Consider the following 21,389-nt stretch of genomic DNA (forward strand, 5'->3'; position numbering starts at 1 on the left):
CTTGCGAAAGGTTGCGAGAGGTGTCCGGGACGGGTGGCTTGGGTATTCTCGCGGGCGTCGGGTTCTCCCTGAGGAGGGTGCGTGACGAACGCATCGTCAGATGCCTTGGTTCTCTTCGGCGCGACCGGAGATCTGGCGCGACGAAAACTGTGGCCCGCCCTCTATCGCCTGTCGCTGTCGGAGCAGTGCGCGCCTTTGGTCGTCGCCGTCGGACTGCCCGGCCTCGGCCGGGAGGGCTTCGAGAAGTTCGTGGCCTCGGCCGTCCACGACATGTGCGGCCCTTCGGACGGCACGACCGTGCACCGGCTGCTGGCCAGGACGTGTTACATCGAAGGGGACACGGAGCAGCACGGCACGATGGCGGACGTGGCCCTCGCGGTCCGTGCCGCGGAGCGTCCCGTGTACTTCCTCGGCATCCCGCCCCCGCAGGCCACCGGCACCATCGCGACGATGGGGGGCGTGCGCCTGCCCCCGGGTTCCGTGCTCGTGGAGAAGCCCTTCGGCAACGATCTCGATTCGGCCCGTACGCTCAACGAATCACTCCTCAAAGTCTTTTCCGCCGACTCCGTGCTGAGAATGGATCACTACCTCGGCAAGGAAGCGGTCGAGAATCTCCTGGCTTTCCGTTTCTGCAATCCCTTCCTCGAATCCGCGTGGGACAGGAACAGCATTTCCAGGGTGCAGATCACGCATTGCGAGATCAGGGGTGTGGACAGCCGGGGTTCCTTGTACGAGGAGATCGGCGCGGTCCGTGACGTCGTCCAGAGCCATCTGCTGCAGCTCGTCGGGATAGTGGCGATGGAGCGCCCCGCGGACGGCACCGCAGAGGCCTTCCGCGAGCGGATCGCGCAGGCCCTCGCCCGGGTGCGGCCGGTGGATCCGGGGCAGCTGGTGCGCGGGCAGTACGCGGGCTACCGGGCGGAGGCGGGAGTGGCCCACGACTCGACGGTGGAGACGTTCGCCGCGCTGCGCCTGGACATCGATGCCGAGCGCTGGCGCGGTGTGCCGTTCCTGCTGCGCTCCGGCAAGGGCCTTGCCGCGACGGCGATCGAGGTGGTCGTGGACTTCGCGCCCGCCGAGCACCGCCTCTGGTTCACCCGCGAGGACCCGGGTCCTGGACGCCTGCGCTTCCGGCTCGGCAGTCATGGCGGCGCCGTGCTGACCGTCAACGCCCGCAGACCGGGGGCGGATCCCGGACCGATGCCGGTCGATCTGGAATTCGACCTGGAGGCGGCCGGGTCCTCGTGGGAGGCGTACACGCACCTCCTCGCGGACGCGATCCAGGGCAGGACGGGGCGGTTCGTGTCGATGCGCACGGTCGAGGAGTCGTGGCGCATCGTGGCTCCGGCGCTGGACGTGCGGGAGGCGCCGCTGGGATATCCGCGGGGTTCGTGGGGGCCGGAGAAGTCGGCCGGGCTGCCGGGGGCGGGGGGTTGGTGCGCTCCGCTCTAGGCGACGGTCCGCTCCGGGCAACCGTCCGCTCTAGGCGACTGACCGGCCCGCCAAGCGATATGCGCCCCGCACTCCCACCAGCGGGTCGAGGGCGAGTCGGACCGGGATCTCCGCCAGCAGGTCGTGATGGCAGGCGCCGGGGCTGATGAAGCGGTCCAGGAACTCCGTCTCCCCGCACAGGAACTCCGCGACCCCCGGCGCCTGGAGCACCCCGCTCGTCAGGGTGACGACGCCGCCCGCGGGCAGGCACACCAGGGCCACGCCGCGCAGATACTGCCCGAAGAGGGCGGCGAACAGCCGGACGACCTCGCGGGCACGGGGGTCGCCCGCCAGCGCCGCCGCGGTGATCAACGGCGCGACGGCCGAGCCGGTCCTGCGCGCCTCGGTCACCCTGTCGTGCAGCTCGGGGGCGGGCGGCGCGGCCTGACACACGTAGTCGTACATCCGGTCGAAGCCGCGGAGCCCGCCGATGGACTCCTCGACGGTGATGAACCCTTCGATCCCGCCGACCCCTCCGCTCCCGGCCCTGAGGAAGGCGAGGTACCCCGCCTCGAACGCGTCCACCGGCTGCCAGGCGACGTGCCCCGACTCGGACGTGCGCACCACCCCGTGCCCGTCCAGCAGCGCGCTGCCGACACCGCTGCCCACGGAGACCGCGAGGAGGTCGCCCGCGTGGGCGTCGGGGGCGTGCGGGGTGAGCGGGCGCACCTCGTCCGGTCCGAGGTCCGCCATGCCGTGCGCGGTGGCCGTCATGTCGTTCACGACGCTCAGCCGGATGCCGTGCTCGGCCGCGAAGGCGGCGCTCCGGAACAGCGGCCAGTGCGGAAGGTTCGTCATCTGCACGTCGCCATGGGCGGGGACGCGCCCGGCGACCGCGAGGACCACGGTCTCGGGCCGCAGGCCCGCCTTGTCCAGGCAGGCGGTCAGCAGCTCCCCCAGCGACGGGTAGTCGGCGGTCCGCACCTTCAGCTCGGTGTACTCCGGCTCTCCTGCCCGGCCGCCGCGCAGCCGGGAATTGGTACCACCCACATCGAACGCGGCCACCGCTGTACGCACTGCCTCACCACTTCGCTTCGGGTCGGTCCAATTCTCCCCCGTACGGACCGAGTTGTCGTGGGGCACAGTATGACGAGACGTCCGTGCGGTCGCGGGAACGGACGGGAACGGATGTGGTGGTGTCGATACAGATCAAGGTCAGTGGTCCGGCGGGCTCCGACACCGCGCTGGTGCGGGATCTGCACTCCTGGCTGCAGCGGGAGGACGACCTGCGGGGCCGGGTCCGGCTGCGCGCCGAGGCCCCGGAGCCGGGACAGATGGGGGCCGTGCCCGAGCTGCTCCTCACCGCGGTCAGCAGCGGCACGGTCGCCGCGCTGGTCGCGTCCGCGCAGCTCTGGATCAAGCAGCGCCGCGCGAACCTCTCCATCGTCGTCCGGCACCCCGACGGCAAGGAGGTGGAGATCGACGCGGAGCAGATCTCGGGGGCCGAAGAGTTCATCCGAACGGTACTGCGGGACTCCGGCCCGACCCCCTGACGCCTGTGTCAGTTCTCGAAGCGGTAGCCCATCCCGGGCTCCGTGATGAGGTGCCGCGGGCGGGACGGATCCGTCTCCAGTTTGCGTCGGAGCTGGGCCATGTAGACCCGGAGGTAGTTGGTCTTGGTGCCGTGGGACGGGCCCCACACGTCAAGCAGCAGTTGCCGCTGGGGAATGAGGCGTCCCGGGTGGCGGATGAGGATTTCCAGGAGCTGCCACTCCGTGGGGGTCAGGCGGATGTCGCGGCCGTCCCGGGTGACCTTCTTGGCGACCAGATCGACGGTGAAGCCGTCGGCGGTGACCACGGCGGTCTCCTGGGCGACCGCGACCGCGAAGGGTTCGGTGCGGCGGACGGCGGCGCGCAGCCGGGCGAGGAGTTCGTTCATGCCGAACGGCTTGGTGATGTAGTCGTCGGCGCCCGCGTCGAGCGCCACGACCTTCTCCTCGGAGGCCCGCCGGGCGGTGAGGACCAGGACCGGCGCGCGCGTCCGGCCCCGCAGGCGCTTGAGCACCTCGATGCCGTCCATGTCGGGCAGGCCCAGGTCGAGGATGACGACGTCCGGCTGCCGGGCCTCCGTCAGACGCAGCGCGGTGCTTCCGTCGGGGGCCGCGTCCACCCCGTACTTGCGCGCTCTGAGGTTGATCACGAGAGCCCGTACGAGCTGCACGTCGTCCTCCACCACCAGCACCCGGGTCATCGGTGTGCCGCCTTCTTCCTTGTGGATGCGGGCCCGTCAGCCCTTGCCGGTCAGTTCCTTGAGCGCGATGTTGAGCTGGAGGACGTTGACGCGCGGCTCACCGATGAAGCCGAGGATGCGTCCGTCGGTGTGGTCGTCGACCAGGTCCTGGACCCGTTTCACGGCCAGGTGGTTCTCGGCGGCCACGCGGCGGACCTGGAGGTCGGCGTAGTCCGGGGAGATGTGCGGGTCGAGGCCGGAGCCGGATGAGGTGACCGCGTCGGCGGGCACGTCGAAGGGCTTGATCTTGTGACCGGCGGTCGAGTTGTCCTTGATGACGGCCGCCTTGGCGTCCTTCACCTGCTTGATCAGGTCCTTGTTGGCGCCGGAGAGGTTGGTGGCGCCGGACAGCAGCAGCTTGTACTGCGTGTTGACGCTGTTCTCGCCGAGGCCGTTGGAGGGGCGGGGCTGGAACCACTTGAGGTCAGGCTCCGCCGTCTCCTGGCCCTTCTTCAGCGGCAGGTCGTAGCGCTGGCCGATGAGTTCGGAGCCGACGGTCCTGCCGTCCGCCGTCACCTCGGAGCCGTTGGCCTTGCCGGGCAGCAGGGCCTGGGCGACGCCGGTCACCGCGAGCGGGTAGAGGACGCCGCAGATCACGGTGAGGACGATCAGGGCGCGCAGGCCCGCGCCGAGCAACCGGGCGGTGTTTCCTACGGAGTTGTTCATGACAGCGTCACCCAATGCCGGGGATGAGGGAGATGAGTACGTCGATGACCTTGATGCCGATGAACGGGGCGACGAGTCCGCCCAGACCGTAGATGCCGAGGTTGCGCCGCAGCATCTTGTCGGCGCTCATCGGCCGGTACCGCACTCCCTTGAGGGCGAGCGGCACGAGCGCGACGATGATCAGCGCGTTGAAAATGACCGCGGAGAGGATCGCGGACTCCGGCGACGACAGGTTCATGATGTTGAGCTTGTCAAGGCTCGGGTAGGCCACCGCGAACATGGCGGGGATGATCGCGAAGTACTTCGCGACGTCGTTGGCGATCGAGAAGGTCGTGAGCGCGCCCCGGGTGATGAGGAGTTGCTTGCCGATCTCGACGATCTCGATGAGCTTGGTCGGGTTGGAGTCCAGGTCCACCATGTTCCCGGCCTCCTTGGCGGCCGAGGTGCCGGTGTTCATGGCGACGCCGACGTCGGCCTGGGCGAGCGCGGGGGCGTCGTTGGTGCCGTCGCCCGTCATCGCGACCAGCTTGCCGCCCGCCTGTTCGCGCTTGATCAGCGCCATCTTGTCCTCGGGCGTGGCCTCGGCGAGGAAGTCGTCCACGCCCGCCTCGTCCGCGATCGCCTTGGCGGTCAGCGGGTTGTCGCCCGTGATCATGACGGTCTTGATGCCCATGCGGCGCAGTTCGTCGAACCGCTCGCGCATGCCTTCCTTGACGACGTCCTTGAGGTGGATCACCCCGAGGACGCGCGCGCCGTCAGCGTCTTCCAGAGCCACCAGGAGCGGCGTGCCACCAGCCTGTGAAATCCGGTCGTTGAGCTCCTGCGCATCCTCGGCGACCTCGCCACCACGTTCCTTGACCCAGGCGATGACCGAACCGGTCGCGCCCTTGCGGACCTTGCGTCCGTCGACGTCCACGCCGGACATGCGGGTCTGTGCCGTGAAGGGCACCCACTCCGCGCCGGTCAGCTCGCCCTGGTGACGCTCGCGCAGGCCGTACTTCTCCTTGGCGAGTACGACGATGGAGCGGCCCTCGGGCGTCTCGTCGGCCAGCGAGGAGAGCTGGGCGGCATCCGCGACCTCGGCCTCGGTGGTGCCGCGCACCGGCACGAACTCGGCGGCCTGGCGGTTGCCGAGGGTGATGGTGCCGGTCTTGTCGAGGAGCAGCGTCGACACGTCGCCCGCCGCCTCGACCGCCCTGCCGGACATGGCGAGGACGTTGCGCTGGACCAGGCGGTCCATGCCCGCGATGCCGATCGCGGAGAGCAGCGCGCCGATGGTCGTCGGGATCAGGCAGACGAGCAGCGCCGTCAGGACGATCATCGAGGTCTGGTCGTCGGCCCCCGCGTAGATCGCGAAGGGCTTCAGGGTGACAACGGCGAGCAGGAAGACGATGGTGAGGGACGCCAGGAGGATGTTCAGGGCGATCTCGTTGGGCGTCTTCTGGCGGGCGGCGCCCTCGACCAGGTTGATCATGCGGTCGATGAACGTCTCGCCCGGCTTCGTCGTGATCTTGATGACGATGCGGTCGGACAGGACCTTCGTACCGCCCGTGACGGCGCAGCGGTCGCCGCCGGACTCCCGGATGACGGGGGCCGATTCGCCGGTGATCGCGGACTCGTCGACGGAGGCCACGCCCTCGACGACGTCACCGTCGCCGGGGATGATGTCGCCCGCCTCGCAGACGACGAGGTCGCCGATGCGCAGGTCGGTCCCGGCCACGGACTCCTCGGTGGCGCCGGACAGCCGACGGGCGACGGTGTCGGTCTTGGCCTTGCGCAGGGTGTCGGCCTGCGCCTTGCCGCGGCCCTCGGCGACGGCCTCCGCGAGGTTGGCGAAGACCGTGGTCAGCCAGAGCCAGGCGGTGATCGCCCAGCCGAACCAGTCCCCCGGGTCCTTGACGGCGAGCACGGTGGTGACCACCGAGCCGACCAGGACGACGAACATGACAGGCGACTTGACCATCACGCGCGGGTTGAGTTTGCGGAAGGCGTCCGGCAGCGACTTCAGGAGCTGGGCCGGGTCGAAGAGACCCGCGCCGACCTTGCCCGCGTCGGAGGAGTTGTGGCCGGTGGGGACATCCTGGTGCGGGGCGCGGTCCGCGGTGGCGAGCGACCCCTCGTTCCGGTCGTCCGTCTGGTGGTTCTCGGTGTGTGTGCTCATGACGCCAGCCCCTCGGCAAGCGGTCCCAGCGCGAGCGCGGGGAAGTAGGTCAGACCGGTGATGATCATGATCGTGCCGACCAGCAATCCGGTGAAGAGCGGCTTTTCGGTACGCAGGGTGCCCGCGGTCGCAGGGACCGGCTGCTGCTCGGCCAGCGACCCTGCGAGCGCGAGGACGAACACCATCGGCAGGAAGCGGCCGAGCAGCATCGCGAGACCGATCGTGCTGTTGAACCACTGCGTGTCGGCGCTCAGGCCCGCGAAGGCCGAGCCGTTGTTGTTGGCGCCGGAGGTGTAGGCGTAGAGGACCTCGGAGAAGCCGTGCGCGCCGGGGTTCGCCATGGAGTTGCCCGGGGTGGGCAGGGCCATCGCGACGGCCGTGAAGCCGAGGACGAGCGCCGGGGTGACGAGGATGTAGCAGGCGGCCAGCTTGATCTGGCGGGTGCCGATCTTCTTACCGAGGTACTCCGGGGTGCGTCCGACCATCAGACCGGCGATGAACACGGCGATGATCGCCATGATGAGCATGCCGTAGAGGCCCGAACCGGTGCCGCCGGGCGCGATCTCGCCGAGCTGCATGCCCAGCATCTGGATGCCGCCGCCGAAGCCGGTGTAGGACGAGTGGAAGGAGTTCACCGCGCCGGTGGAGGTGAGCGTGGTGGCCACGGAGAAGATCGAAGAGCCGGCGATCCCGAACCGGTTCTCCTTGCCCTCCATCGCCCCGCCTGCCAGGTCGAGGGCCGGAGCGCCGTGGTGGAACTCGGTCCACATCATCAGCGCGGTGAAGCCGAGCCAGATCGTCGCCATCGTGGCGAGGATCGCGTAGCCCTGCCTGACCGAGCCGACCATCCTGCCGAAGGTCCGCGTCAGCGCGAACGGGATGAGCAGGATCAGGAAGACCTCGAAGAGGTTCGAGAACCCGTTGGGGTTCTCGAAGGGGTGCGCGGAGTTGGCGTTGAAGTAGCCGCCGCCGTTCGTGCCCAGCTCCTTGATGACCTCCTGCGAGGCCACGGCCCCGCCGTTCCACTGCTGCTTCCCGCCCATGAACTGGCCGACCTCGTGGATGCCGGAGAAGTTCTGGAGGGCGCCGCAGGCGACCAGGACGATCGCGCCGATCACGGAGATCGGGATCAGGATGCGGACGGTGCCGCGGACGAGGTCGGCCCAGAAGTTGCCGAGCTCACCGGTGCGGGAGCGGGCGAAGCCGCGTACCAGGGCCACCGCGACGGCGATGCCCACGGCCGCCGAGACGAAGTTCTGCACGGCGAGGCCGCCGGTCTGCACGACGTGGCCCATGGCCTGTTCGCCGGAGTACGACTGCCAGTTGGTGTTCGCCACGAACGACGCCGCGGTGTTGAACGCCTGGTCCGGGTCGATGGACTTGAAGCCCAGCGAGCCGGGCAGCGAGCCCTGGAGCCGCTGCAGCAGGTAGAGGAAGAGGACGCCTGCGGCGGAGAAGGCGAGGACGCCGCGCAGGTAGGCGGGCCAGCGCATCTCCGTGTCGGGGTCGGCGCCGATGGCCTTGTAGATCCACTTCTCGGCACGGAGGTGCTTCTTCGAGCCGTAGACGCGGGCCATGTAGTCGCCGAGCGGACGGTATGCGAGTGCGAGTGCGGCCACCAGGGCGAGCAGCTGGAGCACACCGGCAAGGACGGGGCTCATATCCGTACTCAGAACCTCTCCGGGAAGACGAGGGCGAGGACGAGATAGCCCAGGAGTGCGACGGCCACGACGAGGCCGACGATGTTCTCGGCGGTCACAGCTTGGTCACCCCCTTGGCGACGAGGGCCACCAGCGCGAAAACCGCGATCGTGGTGACGACGAAGGCCACGTCGGCCATCGTGAGCTCCTGTAGGAAGTGGACGGTGCAGTACTTGCTCGGACGATTAGAGGTAACCGCCGTTTTCGCCGTCCGCGACCTTCGTTGACACCCTCCATACGGCACTTTCAGCCGTCTTGACGGCTCTCATACGGACAGCTCGAGGGGGCCGCGTTCGACGACGGTGTACGGATACGGACTCTTCTGGAAGAACATCGCTTGAATAGATGCCTGTCTCCCTCCGGGAGCGGGTTCCGGCCGTGCTGACAGCGGCTGGCCGGATCCCGGCTGCCGCCGCGGCCCGGACCCCGTGAAGACTGGCCTCCCCCACGCGCCGGGCGCCGTCGCCCACCGCGCGCCGTCGCCACCGAGCAGAGGCGGACCGCCATGCCGACCGGAGCGCAGATCCTGATCAAGGGCCTCGTGGACGGAGGCGTCCGCGCGTGTTTCGCCAACCCCGGCACCTCCGAGATGCACTTCGTGGCCGCCCTGGACGAGACGCCCGAACTGCGGCCCGTGCTCTGCCTCTTCGAAGGCGTGGCCACCGGCGCCGCCGACGGGTACGGACGCATGACGGGCCGTCCCGCGTGCACGCTCCTGCACCTCGGCCCCGGCCTCGCGGGCGGCCTGCCCAACCTGCACAACGCACGACGGGCCGCGACCCCCGTCGTCAACGTCGTCGGCGACCACTCCCTGCACCACAAGCGGCTCGACGCGCCCCTGGAGTCCGACATCGGGGCGCTCGCCCGCACCGTGTCGGCCTGGACGCGGCGTACGTACTACGCGACCGAGCTCGCCGGTGACGTGGCCGCCGCCGTCACCGCGGCGACCGGGCCGCCCGGCGCCGTCGCGACGCTGGTCGTGCCCGCCGACGTGTCGTGGTCGCAGGCGGGCGATCCGCCGCCCGCCGCGCCCCCCGCCCCGGCGCGGCACGGCCTGGTCTCCGTGGACGCCGTGACGGGCGCGGCCGGGGCGCTGCGGTCCGGTGAGGGCGCCGCCCTGCTGGTCGGCGGGGAGGCCGCGCGCGGTGCCGGTCTCGAGGCCGCGGGGCGGATCGCCGCGGCCACCGGCGCGAAGCTGCTGTGCGAGACCTTTCCGGCCCGCATGGAGCGGGGCGCGGGCCGCCCCGCCGTCGAGCGGCTCGCCTATCTGGCGTCGGGCGCGGTGCGGCAGCTGGAGGGGCTGCGGCACCTGGTGCTCGCCGGGGCCGCGTCGCCGGTCACGTTCTTCGCCTATCCGGGGCAGGGCGGCACGCTGGTGCCGCAGGGGTGCGCGGTGCACACGCTCGCGGCGGGCGCGGAGGACGTGACGGCGGCGCTGGAAGGGCTGGCCGAGGTGGTCGGGCCCGCCGCGAAGCGCGTACGGGAGGAAGCGGTCCGGCCCGCGCTGCCCAGCGGTGAGCTGACCGCCGAGTCGGCGGCCGCGGTGGTCGGGGCGCTGCTGCCGGAGGGGGCCGTCGTCGTCGACGAGGCCAACACCTCGGGACTGTGGCTGCCGGGCGCGACCGCGGGGGCGCCGCCGCACGACTGGCTGACGCTGACCGGCGGCGCGATGGGGCAGGGGCTGCCGCTCGCGGTGGGGGCGGGGGTGGCCTGTCCTGACCGGCCGGTGCTCGCCCTGGTCGGGGACGGGGCCTCGATGTACACGCTGCAGGCGCTGTGGACGCAGGCGCGGGAGGGGCTCGACGTCACGACGGTGGTCTTCGCCAACCGGTCGTACGCGATCCTCAATCTGGAGCTTGGAGCGGTCGGGGCGGGCGCGGGCGGGGCGCGGGCCCGTCGGCTCCTCGACCTCTCGGGACCGTCCCTCGACTTCGTCGCGCTGGCGCACGGGATGGGGGTGCCCGCGGAACGGGCCACCACGGCCGAGGAGTTCGCGGCGCTCCTGAAGCGCGGGCTCGCGGAACCGGGCCCCTTCCTGATCGACTGTGTGGTCCCGCCGCTGGCGTGACGACTCAGGTGTCCCACACCTCCTCGTGGCGGCGGTGCGCGTCCGTCAGCCCGTCGTTGAAGAACTTGTCGTAGTAGTCGGTCTCCACGTGGTGGACCTGGAGCCAGACGCCGGGCACGTGGATCGCGTCCGTGTGGGCGGGGAAGCGGCGGTGCGTCCGCAGGATGTACGTGCAGATGTCCCGCGCGCAGGCGACCACCCTGTCCTCGTACTCGCTCGCCTCGGCCAGGTACCGCTGCCCGTACCCCTCCTTGTAGATGTGGGCGAAGACGTCCTTGTCGCCGTACGTGCCGCCGGGGCCGAACTTCGCGCGGATCACCGCGTCGACCGCCGCCGCCATAGTGCGGTGCGCAGGTGGGCACGCCGCCTGGATGAGGTGCTCCCCCTCGGGTGACTTCAGGCCGACGGGGTGGGAGCGCAGATTCGCGTACTTGGGCAGCGGGACGTGCCAGCGCCACACGTCGGGCAGGCGCCAGCGCGGGGTGACGAAGGTGAAGCCGAGCATCCGGCCGTAGGTGCGGGAGAACTTCGGGTCGCCCAGGGCTATCTGGGGGTTGACGGAGGCGTGGATCCACGCGCCGAGGCCCATCGCCTCGGCGGTCAGCATCAGGTTCTGCAGGAGCAGGTCCGCCTCGATCTGGGTGCGCAGCGGGCCGAGCGCGCCGAGCGGCAGCTTCAGATCGCCGTTGAGGAAGCCGTTGCGGACCCACTTCTTCACCCCCGCCGGGCGGTAGAAGTTGCGGTCGTCGACCAGGGTCGGGCGGACGTCGTCCGGCTGGGTGAGCAGGTACATCAGGGCGTTGATGTACTGGTGGGAGAGGTCGACGACCGGGAACAGGACGGTCGTTCCCGGCAGGTTGGACAGGAAGCGGTTGGAGTCCAGGTAGGCAGGGAAGTCGCGCATGCCCTCGGCGACGTCCAGGCGGTGGTCGAGGACGCGGACCTTCGCCTGACGGGCCCGCTCCACCAGGCTGGTCGCGTCGAGGGGCGTGGAGGGCGCCGGGGGCAGTCTGCGCAGGAAGTACGTTCCCGAGTCGTTGATCAGGAAGAAGTGCGTGCCCTGCGCGTTGTCGGGGCTGCCCGCGGTGCGGCCCGCCATGGTCATGTTGGGCTTGGCCATGATGGGTTTGCCGTCGCGCGGATCGTCGAAGGGGCGGTCAGGCATGGTGAGGCCGGTGCAGCCGGTGAGCGCGATCAGCACCGCCTCCTCCAGCTCGGACAGGGGTTTCGGCCCGTGCGGCGACCGGTAGCTCATCGAGCCCGCGGGGACGGCGGCGCCGCGGCTCACCCGGTGGGTGCGGCGCCGCCAGACCGTCTCCAGGAGGGGCCTGGCGAACAGGTCCCCGAGGCCCGGATGACCGGGCCCGCGCTCCCCCTGCGGGCCGGGGGCGTGCTCCCCCGACGGGCCGGGTGCGTGCTCCCCTGACGGGCCGGGTGCGTGCTCCCCCGACGGGCCGGGTGCGTGCTCCCCCGGCCCGCCGAAACCACCCTCAGCCCCCGGCACGTCCGCCCTCGTCCCCGCCGCCCGTCTGCTGCACCTGCCGCCACGGCGCGAACGCGCTGGCCCCGCGCGGCAGCATGCCCGCGAGCTCCGGGCAGTGCCGCAGCAGCACGGAGTTCATGCCGCCCTTCTGGACCCAGTCGATGCCGAGCGGGGTGTAGATCTCGGGGCGGAAGTCGACGGTCAGGAAGCGGTCGCTCTGCAGCCGCCGGGTGGCCATCAGGATGAAGATGCGGAAGGCCGTGTCGCTGAAGCCGAAGCCGTGCGGCGGGTTCTCGGCGAACAGGCCGACGACCGTGTCGATCTCGTCGACCGAGCGGTAGACGTCCTTGAGGCGGGCGACGGTCTCGGGGTCCTGCGACAGGTCCTCGAAACGCCGGATGCGCTGCTTGTGCAGGCCCTCGCGGAAGTCGTTGTAACGGGGCACGCCGCGCCTGCGGGTGCGGACGAGGTCGACCACGGACAGGTCGATGACCTCGCCCTCGCGCTCGAACTGCTGCAGCGCGCGCGGGAAGTTGTGCAGGGTGATCGCGCCCGGGTGGGCGATGCCGAAGGAGTACAGCGTGTCGGCGAGGCCCGTCTTGCGGATGGCCGCCTCGGCGGCGCCGCCCTGGATGTCGCGGAAGCCGAGGGTCTCGAGCCGCTGCCCGAAGTGGTGCTCGCGCATCTCGTAGTCGTCGGGGATCAGCGGGTGCATGCGGTAGACGGTGACGAAGTCCTCCGTCAGGGAGTACGGCACTCCGTGGTGGTCCGGCAGCGTCGCGGGGATGCCCTTCAGCGAGTGGGACTCGAACAGCCACAGGCCGAGCTTGTTGAGCCAACTGCTCGGCGGGCCCTCCCAGTTGGTGTGCAGGCCGATGTCGATGGCCTCGGTGGCGAGGATCGCCGGGGTCCACTCCACCGTGTGGATCTTGGCGATGAGGGCGGAGACGACGAGGCGCGCCGTCTGGTAGATGCTCTCCTCGCTCATCGACGGGTACGCGTGGCGCAGCGCGCCGCAGACCGCGTTGTGCTCGCGGGCGAAGAGGGTGTGCATGGCGCTGAGGCCCATCCACCAGCTCTCGGCGAAGCCGGTCAGCGGTATGCCGTTCTGACCGAGGGGCAGATGGCCCTCCTCCAGGCGCAGTTCGGCGCGCCCGTCGGCCTCGCGCAGGAACCGGGCGGTGTGTTCGTTCTCGCCGTACACCTCGGACCCGTCCCACCAGTGCGACGCGGTGTTGGCGAAGAGGATGGGCGGCTGGTCGCCGGGCAGTTCGACGCCTTCGTTGTCGGCGAAGCGCATCACGCGTTCGGCGGGCCCGCCGGGGGTGTTGAACCAGGTGGCACCGGACGGCAGCGGCACCTCGACGGACTTCCCGCCGGGCTTGTGGCGCCGGTGGTTGACCCAGTCGTGGACCTGGAACTGGATCCAGGCCGCGGCGAGGACGTTGAGCGAGGTCGCGGGCAGGAAGGTGTCGCGGTGCAGGAGGGTGCGGCTGACGGCGACCGGGTTCGGGACGTCGAAGAGGTCGGGCCGGTAGACCGGCTTGAGGTTGCGTCCGAAGGCGGCGCCCACGGCCCCCATGGCGGGCTTGGACAGGTCGTTGTACGTCCCGTCGTAGGACCGGGCGGTGCGCAGTTGTTCGTCGGCCGGGGCGGGCACGGGCCCGGTCCTCGGCGGCGCCTCCGGCACGTCGGTGTCGATGAGGTTGAGGCGGCGCAGCGCCTTGCGCAGGAAGACGAGGTTGAGCAGGCCTATCTCCACCGGCAGCTTGTGCCAGGGCACATAGCGGTTCAGGAGCCGGAAGGCGGCGCCGACGGGCGCCCCGAGCACCCTGTTGCGCAGCGGCTCTTCGGTGACGAAGCGCAGGCCGTGACGGTATGCGGCGCTCGCTTCGTACGCGGCCTTGCGGGCGCGGTTGAGGTTGCCCAGCGGGCGGAACTCGTCCGTGGTGAACCACGGGTTGAAGCCGAGCACTTCGACGCGTCCGCCGGCGGCGCGCGCCTCCGCCGTGTCGAGGTCCTGGCGCGGCACGGTGAGGGTGGCCACGGGCACGGCGGGGGCGACGGACTCCAGCCACTCCACGGAGCCGTCCTCGACGGGGGTGCGCCGCTCGTCGACGTACCGCTGCAGGCACAGGTCGAAGGCGACGTCCTGGCGGGCGAGCCGGGTCTCCAGCTCGCGGCGCAGGTACTGCGGGTCGCGGCGCTCGGGGTCGGACCCGGCGGTGCCGCCCTGGCCGGACGGGCGCAGCAGGTAGCGGACCGGCCCCGCCTCGCCCCACAGGATGGCGCTGCGGCTCCAGTACGTCTCTCCGGCGAGGCTGTTCACGGTGTGCCGGGCGGCGGCCTGGACGTTGCGGCGCATCCGGGTGGCGGTGGCCACGCCGACGGCGAGCGGCAGCTTCACGAAGAGCCCGACGGCCTTCTGCAGCGTGGTCGTGGCGCCCGCCATGGCCTTGGCGAACGCGACGAACTCGCGGGCGTCACGGGCGTGCGAGACCGGGTGGTTGGTGGCGAGCAGGTCGTGGCTCTCCTCGGCGGACACGGTCACGCGCACGGCGGCGCCGCGCAGGTCGGGCGCGCCGTCGGCCTGCCGGATGCCGCTGGCGTTGGAGAGCCGCACGGCCGCCCGGTACTCGGCGCCGGGCTGCGCGAAGCCGCTGCGGAGCGCGTCGGGCAGGTCGTCGTGGAAGCGCAGGCGGGCGTTCTCCACGCCGAGTGCGGCCTTGGCGTGCAGGGCGCGCTCGGGGGTGGCCGCGCGGGCCGCGGTCCGGTTCTTCTCCTGGACCTTCATCAGTTCCTTGGCAAGGCGCTCGAAGAGGCGTCGCTCCGCTTCCGGGCTGCCGCCCATGTAGCGCTCGTAACTCTGCTGGTGCTGTCCGGTGTCGGCCATCGGGCGCCTCTTCCTTCGCACGGCTGGGTTGCGCGGGTCCGCGTACGGACAGGGGGCAGGCAGACGCTACTGGCGGCGCCGGTCGGCCGCAGCGACGGTTCCCGCCTATGTGCGCGGCCGCCCCGACACCTCGAACGGGCGGTCGGGCCAGGGCGTTTGGGCCCGTCGAAGGGGTGTCCACGGGTGCGCCGTGCCGTGCCGTGCGGCCGGTTCGCACCCCGTGTGAATCCCCGCTCCCCACCAGCCCCACGCGCGGGGCGCGCGCGGTGGCCGGGTCCCGTCGGGTGTCCGCCGCGCGGGGGCCCGCGAGTTGACGGTGCGCCGGGCCGGTGGTGTGCTCGCAAGTCCGGTGCAGCCACCGCCCGTCGTGGGTGCAGCCACCGCGCCGCCCGTCGCGGGGAGGGGACGCCATGCGGGACGACTTCGCCAGGGGCCCGAGCTTCGCCGAGCTGCGCCCGTTCAAGGAGCCCGTCGAGGGCGGTCCTGGACGGCCCGGGTTCCCCGTCCACGAGCACCTGGTGGACCTGCTGGCCGCGGGGAAGGGTCCGCCGGAGACCACGGGCCCCGTCCCGCACACCATGGCGACGTGCGCGGCGTACGCGTACGCCGGGTTCGAGCAGACCGGCGATCCGGGGACCGTCGCGATGATCATGTCCAGGCTCGGTCTTGAGGAGAACCGCTGCAGGGTCTTCGAGCAGCGCGTCGATGCCATGTACATCGCCTCGGCCGCCTATCTGGTCCAGGACAAGGACCGCCGCGTGGTGATCCTCTGCTACCGCGGCACCCAGCCCGAGGACATCATCAGCATCCTCACCGACGCCGACGTGCGCCCCGAGACGCTCTCCGTGGAGCTGGCGGGCACGCGCCACCAGGTCCACGCGGGCTTCTACCGCAACATGCGCGCCACCCGGCACCTCATCATGCAGGCCCTGGAGCGGGCGGCGCGCGGCGAGTCGGTCGATCCCGCGGAGAAGGGCGTGCGCGGCGACGGCATGGAGGCGCTGTACATCACCGGGCACAGCCTGGGCGGTGCGATGGCCGCGCTGATGGCCGTGGTCCTGGCCCACGAGCCGCGCTACCGGGCCGTGGCGGAGCGGCTGCGGGCCGTCTACACCTTCGGCCAGCCGCTGCTCGGCGGCCCCGAGTTCGCCGAGGCCTGCGCGCGGGCGACCGACGAGCGGGGCGAGCACGTGCTGCGCGACCGGCTGCTGCGCTACATCTTCGACCGTGACGTCGTGCCCGCGCTGCCGCCCAGGCCCGTGGGGCCCTACGCCCCCTTCGGCCGCGAGTTCCACTACCGCAGGCCGCGCGGGGTGACGGAGGGGGCGCTCGCCTTCGCGGCGGAGACGGCGATCGACGCGGTCTCGCTGCCGGGCGACCTGCTCCGCGGACAGTTGCGCCGGAACGCGGGACGCAGGGCGCAGGCGGCGGGCCGCTCACTTGCCGCGCTCGCGCGGGGGCCGCGGGAGGGCGGCTGGGCCGAGGTGCACGATCCCGGCCTGCACTATCCGCAGATGGACAGCCTCGCGGGGCTCGCGGTGGTGGCGCCGCTCGCGTTCTTCGCGGCGCGTCTGGCGCTGACGCGGACGATCCCGTTCACGTACTCCTTCGAGGACCACGGCCCGGGGCACTACGTGAACGCGCTGGCTCCGCCCGGGGTCCTGAGCGAGTTCGGGGACGTGCGGTGAGGGGATGTGCGGTGAGGGGTGGGGTCCGCTGAGGGTGCGGCCTACTCGATGAAGGTGCCGTCGACGTACACCCACGCCCCGTCGACGCGCTCGAACCGGCTCTTCTCGTGGAGGGCGTCGGGGCGGCCGCCGTCGGTGTACCGCGCCCGGAACGTCACGGTGCCTGTGGTGTGGAACGCGGAGCCCTCGGTGGTGTCGCTGATCTCCAGGCCGACCCAGCGCAGGGCCGGGTCGAACTCCACGCGGGGCGGCCTGGTCCTGGGGTGCCAGGTGCGCAGCAGGTACCCCTCGTCCCGCACGGCGAAGGCGCAGTAGCGGGAGCGCATCAGCTCTTCGGGGGTGCTCGCTGCGGCCTCGCCCCGGTGCAGCCTTCCGCAGCACTTCTCGTACGGCTGGGGGTGCCCGCAGGGGCAGTTTGTTGCGGCGGCGGGGCGTGGGGCGCGTCGGGACATGGCGCCCATTGTCGCCGACCGCGCGCCACCGGTCGTGCGGCGGCCCCGCCGTCAGGGGGCGAGGATGTCCAGCTCCTCCAGGGCGCCCAGGGCGATCTCCCGGGTCAGGGCCTCCGCGCGGACCGCGTCGCCCTCCCTGACCGCCTCGGCGACCTTGACGTGCAGGGTGACGGCGGGCGGGTCGGGGTCCTCGAACATGACCTGGTGTGCGGTACGTCCCGTCAGGACCTCGGCGACGACATCGCCGAGCCGGGCGAACATCTCGTTGCCGGAGGCGTTGAGGATGACCCGGTGGAAGGCGACGTCGTGCCTGAGGTAGCCCTCCAGCTGGTGTCCGCGGGAGTGGGCGACCATGCCCAGCGCGCACTCGGTGAGCTCGGCGCACTGGGCCGCCGTGGCGTACCGGGCGGCGAGTCCGGCGGCGACCGGCTCGACGGCGGACCGCAGGACGGTCAGGGAGCGCAGCTGCCGCGGCCGGTCGGCGCCCGCCAGCCGCCACCGGATGACCTGCGGGTCGTAGACGTTCCACTCCTCGGTGGGCAGCACGGTGACGCCCACCCGGCGGCGGGACGCGACCAGGTGCATGGACTCCAGGACCCGGACGGCCTCCCGCATCACGGAGCGCGACACCTCCAGGCGCTGGGCCAGCTCGTCCGTGCGCAACACGCTGCCCGGCGGATACTCGCCCGCGGTGATGGCGGGCCCGAGGCTTTCCAGTACGCGGGAGTGCAGCCCTCGGGCCTGTGCGGTCATGACGGAAGCCTACGAGGAGTGACACGGGAACAATAAGTCAGACTTTTATGTCACAGACTCTTGAATTCGTCAGACCTAATGGGTTTCAGTGACGTGAACAACCGACCGATGTCGATGAAGACAGCGAGGCAGGACGCGATGCAGGAACGGCGCACCCCCCACGTCGTCGTGGTCATGGGCGTGGCAGGGACCGGCAAGACCACGATCGGGCCCCTGCTCGCGGACCGGCTCGGCGTTCCGTACGCCGAGGGCGACGACTTCCACCCGCCGGAGAACATCCAGAAGATGTCGTCCGGCACGCCGCTCACCGATGACGACCGGTGGCCCTGGCTCGACGCCATCGGGTCCTGGGCGCACGGGCGGGCCGGGCTCGGCGGGGTGGTCAGCAGCTCCGCGCTGAAGCGCAGCTACCGCGACCGGCTGCGCGCCGAGGCTCCCGGCATCGTGTTCGTCCACCTCACCGGCGACCGAAAGCTCATCGAGGACCGGATGTCGCACCGGCAGGGCCACTTCATGCCCACGGCACTCCTGGATTCGCAGTTCGCCACGCTCCAGCCCCTGGGGGCGGACGAGGCGGGCGTCGCCGTCGACGTGACCGGCACGCCGGAGGAGATCGCCGACCGGGCCGCCGAGGCGCTGGGTCGCCCCGAACTCCCGTAACCGCACCGTCCCACCCCACCCCCCATCACGCACCACTCGTACTAGGGATCAACCGTGACCCATCTCAGCGTCGAGATGCTGGCAGCGGACCCCGTCGAGCCGATCACCTCGGCGGGCCATGCCCAGCTGGGGATCGCAGTCCTCGCGGGCATCGCCGTCATCGTCCTGCTCATCACCAAGTTCAAGCTGCACGCCTTCCTCGCGCTGACCATCGGGTCGCTGGCGCTCGGCGCCTTCGCGGGCGCCCCCCTCGACAAGGCCATCGCCAGCTTCACCACCGGGCTCGGCTCGACGGTCGCGGGCGTCGGCGTGCTCATCGCGCTCGGCGCGATCCTCGGCAAGCTGCTCGCGGACTCCGGGGGCGCCGACCAGATCGTCGACACGATCCTCGCCAAGGCGGGCGGGCGCGCGATGCCGTGGGCGATGGTCCTCATCGCCTCCGTCATCGGCCTGCCGCTCTTCTTCGAGGTCGGCATCGTGCTGCTGATCCCGGTCGTCCTGATGGTCGCCAAGCGCGGCAACTACTCGCTGATGCGGATCGGCATCCCGGCGCTCGCCGGTCTCTCCGTGATGCACGGGCTCATCCCGCCGCACCCCGGGCCGCTCGTCGCGATCGACGCGGTCGACGCCAACCTCGGCGTGACGCTCGCGCTCGGCGTCCTGGTCGCCGTGCCGACGGTGATCATCGCGGGGCCGCTGTTCTCGAAGGTCGCGGCGCGCTGGGTGGACGTCCCCGCCCCCGAGAAGATGATCCCGCAGCGTCCCTCGGAGGACCTGGACAAGCGCCCCGGCTTCGGCGCGACGGTGGCCACCGTGCTGCTGCCCGTCGTCCTGATGCTGGCCAAGGCGCTGGTGGACATCGTGGTCGACGACCCCGAGGCCACCGTGCAGCGGGTCTTCGACGTCATCGGGTCGCCGCTGATCGCCCTGCTCGCCGCGGTGATCGTCGGCATGTTCACGCTGGGCCGCGCGGCCGGGTTCACCAAGGACCGGCTGTCGACGACCGTCGAGAAGTCGCTCGCCCCGATCGCGGGCGTGCTGATGATCGTGGGCGCGGGCGGCGGCTTCAAGCAGACGCTCATCGACGTCGGCGTGGGCCAGATGATCCTGGACTTCTCCAAGGACTGGTCGATCCCGGCACTGCTCCTGGCCTGGCTGATCGCGGTGGCGATCCGGCTCGCGACGGGCTCCGCGACGGTCGCGACGATCTCGGCAGCGGGCCTGGTGGCACCGCTCGCCGCCGACATGTCGACCTCGCACACGGCCCTGCTCGTCCTCGCCATCGGCGCGGGCTCGCTGTTCTTCTCGCACGTCAACGACGCGGGATTCTGGCTGGTCAAGGAGTACTTCGGCCTGGACGTCGGTCAGACGATCAAGACGTGGTCCGTCATGGAGACGATCATCTCCGTGGTGGCGGGCGGCCTGGTGCTCGTGCTGTCGCTGATCATCTAGCTGGCCACGTACGAAAAATGCCCTACGGCCGCGCTGCACTCCGCAGCGCGGCCGTATGCCGTTACGCCGTCACGCCCTTACGCCGTCACGCCGTCACGCCTCCGGTGACGAGGACGCCTTCTCCAGCTGGAACGCCTCGTTGCCGAGGCCGATCCTGGCGTGGGCCGCCGGGTTCCTGGCCCGCAGGATCGCCCCGTAGGCCACGCCGATCACGGCCGCCAGGAAGATGATCCCGGGCAGCGCCCAGCTCAGGGTCGATCCGGGGCCCGCGCCCACCAGGACGTCGAAGTCCTTGACGGTGTAACCGGCGATGACCAGCAGGCCGACCGCGGCGAGGGCGGAGGCCGCGATGCGCCAGGCCTGGGCGCGGGCGGCGCCCCTGCGGGCGAAGAAGACGATGACGGCGACGGACGCGGTGGCCATCAGCAGGATCACGCCGAGCGCGCCGATGTTGCCGCCCCAGGTGAACAGGTGCAGGACGGGCGCGGTCGGGTCGCCCGCCTTGCCGTCGTCGGCGACGGCGAAGCCGATGACGACCACCACGGAGACGACGGTCTGGAGCAGCGAGCCGGTGCCGGGGGCGCCGGTGGAGGTGTTGGTCCGGCCGAACGCGGCGGGCAGCAGCCCCTCGCGGCCCATCGCGAACGCGTACCGCGCGACGACGTTGTGGAAGCTGAGGATCGCCGCGAACATGCCGGTCACGAAGAGCACGTGGAGCACGTCGGTGAAGGTGGCGCCGAGCCGCGACTCGGTGAGACCGAAGAGCAGACCCGCGCTCTGTTCCTGTGCCGCGGGGACGATGCCGGACGGGCCCGCCGCGACCGAGAGCGCCCAGGAGCTGAACGCGAAGAAGACGGCGACGAAGCCCACCGCGAAGAACATCACGCGGGCGACGACGACCTGCGGGCGGCTGGTCTCCTCCGCGTACACGGGCGCCTGCTCGAAGCCGGTGAAGGCCGCGATGCAGAAGCAGAGCGAGGTGGCCACGCCCGCGCCGGTGAGCGTGTCCGGGTTGAACGCGTGCAGCGAGAGGCCTTCCTTGGCCGGGTCGACGACGGCCGCGATGTCGAAGATGACGACGAGCGCGACCTCGATGAGCAGCAGCACGCCGAGCACGCGCGCGTTGAGGTCGATCTTCATCCAGGCGAGGACCGCGACGACGGCGACGGCGACCAGCGCCGGGACCCACCAGGCGACCTCGACGTCGAAGTACGTCTGGAGGAGCCCGGACACCTCGAAGCCGAGCAGTCCGTACAGGCCCGCCTGCAGGGCGCTGTAGGCGACGAGCGCGACCAGTGCCGCGCCCGCGCCCGCGGTGCCGCCGAGGCCGCGGGATATGTACGCGTAGAAGGCGCCCGCGTTGTGCACGTGCCTGCTCATCTCGGCGTATCCGAGGCTGAAGAGCGCGAGGACGACGCCGAGGATGAGGAAGAGGAGCGGCTGTCCGACGATGCCCATCACGCCGTACGTGGTGGGCATGACGCCTGCGACGACCATCAGGGGCCCGGTCGCGGCGAGCACGGAGAGCAGCAGGCCCGCCGTGCCGAGGCGGCCCGCGCGGAGCGCCTGCTCCTGTCCCTTGTACGTGCTGATCCCGCTGTCACCCGTTGGGTCGCTGGGGGATCTGGTTCCGCTCGGGCTCGAACTTCCCGTCGCCATGGCGCGGTCGTCCTTTCAGGGGTTACTGATTCG

The 21,389-nt window shown here is 71.2% G+C and carries 17 protein-coding genes; 6 read left to right on the plus strand and 11 right to left on the minus strand.

What is annotated here, in order from left to right:
• The first annotated feature begins 81 nt into the window (after nucleotides 1–81).
• The gene (locus AC068B_RS40105) at nucleotides 82–1,452 is read left to right on the plus strand and encodes a glucose-6-phosphate dehydrogenase (protein ID WP_478676403.1); all 1,371 of its coding nucleotides are present in this window, start codon (nucleotides 82–84) and stop codon (nucleotides 1,450–1,452) included.
• Between the two features lie 30 nt (nucleotides 1,453–1,482).
• Here the strand turns inward: AC068B_RS40105 and AC068B_RS40110 are convergent, their stop codons facing one another.
• The gene (locus AC068B_RS40110; protein ID WP_478676404.1) at nucleotides 1,483–2,508 is read right to left on the minus strand and encodes a glucokinase; all 1,026 of its coding nucleotides are present in this window, start codon (nucleotides 2,506–2,508) and stop codon (nucleotides 1,483–1,485) included.
• A gap of 119 nt (nucleotides 2,509–2,627) precedes the next feature.
• On the opposite strand from AC068B_RS40110, the gene AC068B_RS40115 reads away from it, so the two are divergent.
• Complete coding sequence (locus tag AC068B_RS40115; protein ID WP_356258141.1) at nucleotides 2,628–2,984, plus strand: effector-associated constant component EACC1; 357 nt, start codon at nucleotides 2,628–2,630, stop codon at nucleotides 2,982–2,984.
• Between the two features lie 8 nt (nucleotides 2,985–2,992).
• On the opposite strand, the gene AC068B_RS40120 is transcribed toward AC068B_RS40115, so the two are convergent.
• From AC068B_RS40120 to kdpF, 5 genes are read right to left on the minus strand one after another with little or no spacing between them, the layout of a single operon-like run.
• Nucleotides 2,993–3,682, minus strand: a complete 690-nt coding sequence (locus AC068B_RS40120) for a response regulator (RefSeq protein ID WP_478676405.1) — start codon at nucleotides 3,680–3,682, stop codon at nucleotides 2,993–2,995.
• Between the two features lie 36 nt (nucleotides 3,683–3,718).
• The gene (locus AC068B_RS40125; protein WP_478676406.1) at nucleotides 3,719–4,387 is read right to left on the minus strand and encodes a potassium-transporting ATPase subunit C; all 669 of its coding nucleotides are present in this window, start codon (nucleotides 4,385–4,387) and stop codon (nucleotides 3,719–3,721) included.
• Between the two features lie 7 nt (nucleotides 4,388–4,394).
• Complete coding sequence (gene kdpB, locus AC068B_RS40130; protein ID WP_478676407.1) at nucleotides 4,395–6,548, minus strand: potassium-transporting ATPase subunit KdpB; 2,154 nt, start codon at nucleotides 6,546–6,548, stop codon at nucleotides 4,395–4,397.
• Nucleotides 6,545–8,209, minus strand: a complete 1,665-nt coding sequence (gene kdpA / locus AC068B_RS40135; RefSeq protein ID WP_478676408.1) for a potassium-transporting ATPase subunit KdpA — start codon at nucleotides 8,207–8,209, stop codon at nucleotides 6,545–6,547. Before kdpA ends, kdpB begins: the two co-directional genes overlap by 4 nt.
• 8 nt (nucleotides 8,210–8,217) lie before the next feature.
• Nucleotides 8,218–8,307 (minus strand): K(+)-transporting ATPase subunit F, encoded by a 90-nt coding sequence (gene kdpF / locus AC068B_RS40140; protein ID WP_033264828.1) that lies wholly within the window; start codon nucleotides 8,305–8,307, stop codon nucleotides 8,218–8,220.
• A gap of 446 nt (nucleotides 8,308–8,753) precedes the next feature.
• Between kdpF and AC068B_RS40145 the strand changes: the two genes are divergently transcribed.
• Entirely contained in the window at nucleotides 8,754–10,316 is a 1,563-nt protein-coding gene (locus AC068B_RS40145) for an acetolactate synthase large subunit (RefSeq protein ID WP_478676409.1), read from the plus strand.
• Nucleotides 10,317–10,320: 4 nt separating this feature from the next.
• Here AC068B_RS40145 and AC068B_RS40150 read toward each other — a convergent pair whose 3' ends face one another.
• Together AC068B_RS40150 and AC068B_RS40155 are read right to left on the minus strand one after the other, a co-directional pair.
• Nucleotides 10,321–11,820 carry a collagen-like triple helix repeat-containing protein gene (locus tag AC068B_RS40150; RefSeq protein WP_478676410.1) on the minus strand — a complete coding sequence of 500 codons (1,500 nt, stop codon included), beginning with the start codon at nucleotides 11,818–11,820 and terminating at the stop codon, nucleotides 10,321–10,323.
• Entirely contained in the window at nucleotides 11,807–14,692 is a 2,886-nt protein-coding gene (locus tag AC068B_RS40155; RefSeq protein ID WP_478676411.1) for a peroxidase family protein, read from the minus strand. The genes AC068B_RS40150 and AC068B_RS40155 overlap by 14 nt, the downstream gene beginning before the upstream one ends.
• Before the next feature lie 410 nt (nucleotides 14,693–15,102).
• On the opposite strand from AC068B_RS40155, the gene AC068B_RS40160 reads away from it, so the two are divergent.
• Nucleotides 15,103–16,380: a lipase family protein gene (locus AC068B_RS40160; RefSeq protein ID WP_478676412.1), complete on the plus strand. Its 1,278-nt coding sequence runs from the start codon at nucleotides 15,103–15,105 to the stop codon at nucleotides 16,378–16,380.
• A 41-nt stretch (nucleotides 16,381–16,421) separates the two neighbouring features.
• On the opposite strand, the gene AC068B_RS40165 is transcribed toward AC068B_RS40160, so the two are convergent.
• A complete protein-coding gene (locus AC068B_RS40165) occupies nucleotides 16,422–16,832 on the minus strand; it encodes a YchJ family protein (protein WP_478676413.1) in 411 nt (136 codons plus the stop codon).
• A gap of 51 nt (nucleotides 16,833–16,883) precedes the next feature.
• Nucleotides 16,884–17,585 carry a FadR/GntR family transcriptional regulator gene (locus AC068B_RS40170; protein ID WP_356258110.1) on the minus strand — a complete coding sequence of 234 codons (702 nt, stop codon included), beginning with the start codon at nucleotides 17,583–17,585 and terminating at the stop codon, nucleotides 16,884–16,886.
• 138 nt (nucleotides 17,586–17,723) lie between these two features.
• Between AC068B_RS40170 and AC068B_RS40175 the strand changes: the two genes are divergently transcribed.
• Both AC068B_RS40175 and AC068B_RS40180 read left to right on the plus strand, forming a co-directional pair.
• Nucleotides 17,724–18,245, plus strand: a complete 522-nt coding sequence (locus tag AC068B_RS40175; protein WP_478676428.1) for a gluconokinase — start codon at nucleotides 17,724–17,726, stop codon at nucleotides 18,243–18,245.
• Nucleotides 18,246–18,299: 54 nt separating this feature from the next.
• Entirely contained in the window at nucleotides 18,300–19,697 is a 1,398-nt protein-coding gene (locus AC068B_RS40180; protein ID WP_468567928.1) for a GntP family permease, read from the plus strand.
• A gap of 93 nt (nucleotides 19,698–19,790) precedes the next feature.
• On the opposite strand, the gene AC068B_RS40185 is transcribed toward AC068B_RS40180, so the two are convergent.
• Nucleotides 19,791–21,356 (minus strand): APC family permease, encoded by a 1,566-nt coding sequence (locus AC068B_RS40185; protein WP_478676414.1) that lies wholly within the window; start codon nucleotides 21,354–21,356, stop codon nucleotides 19,791–19,793.
• Nucleotides 21,357–21,389: the final 33 nt, after the last annotated feature.

It is taken from the genome of Streptomyces sp. NPDC042371 (assembly GCF_056437465.1).

Coding starts and splice junctions, on each gene's coding strand:
- AC068B_RS40120 (WP_478676405.1), bottom strand. CDS start 3,682: ATGACCCGGGTGCTGGTGGTGGAGGACGACGTGCAGCTCGTACGGGCT.
- AC068B_RS40125 (WP_478676406.1), bottom strand. CDS start 4,387: ATGAACAACTCCGTAGGAAACACCGCCCGGTTGCTCGGCGCGGGCCTG.
- kdpB (WP_478676407.1), bottom strand. CDS start 6,548: ATGAGCACACACACCGAGAACCACCAGACGGACGACCGGAACGAGGGG.
- kdpA (WP_478676408.1), bottom strand. CDS start 8,209: ATGAGCCCCGTCCTTGCCGGTGTGCTCCAGCTGCTCGCCCTGGTGGCC.
- AC068B_RS40145 (WP_478676409.1), top strand. CDS start 8,754: ATGCCGACCGGAGCGCAGATCCTGATCAAGGGCCTCGTGGACGGAGGC.
- AC068B_RS40155 (WP_478676411.1), bottom strand. CDS start 14,692: ATGGCCGACACCGGACAGCACCAGCAGAGTTACGAGCGCTACATGGGC.
- AC068B_RS40160 (WP_478676412.1), top strand. CDS start 15,103: ATGCGGGACGACTTCGCCAGGGGCCCGAGCTTCGCCGAGCTGCGCCCG.
- AC068B_RS40165 (WP_478676413.1), bottom strand. CDS start 16,832: ATGTCCCGACGCGCCCCACGCCCCGCCGCCGCAACAAACTGCCCCTGC.
- AC068B_RS40170 (WP_356258110.1), bottom strand. CDS start 17,585: ATGACCGCACAGGCCCGAGGGCTGCACTCCCGCGTACTGGAAAGCCTC.
- AC068B_RS40175 (WP_478676428.1), top strand. CDS start 17,724: ATGCAGGAACGGCGCACCCCCCACGTCGTCGTGGTCATGGGCGTGGCA.
- AC068B_RS40185 (WP_478676414.1), bottom strand. CDS start 21,356: ATGGCGACGGGAAGTTCGAGCCCGAGCGGAACCAGATCCCCCAGCGAC.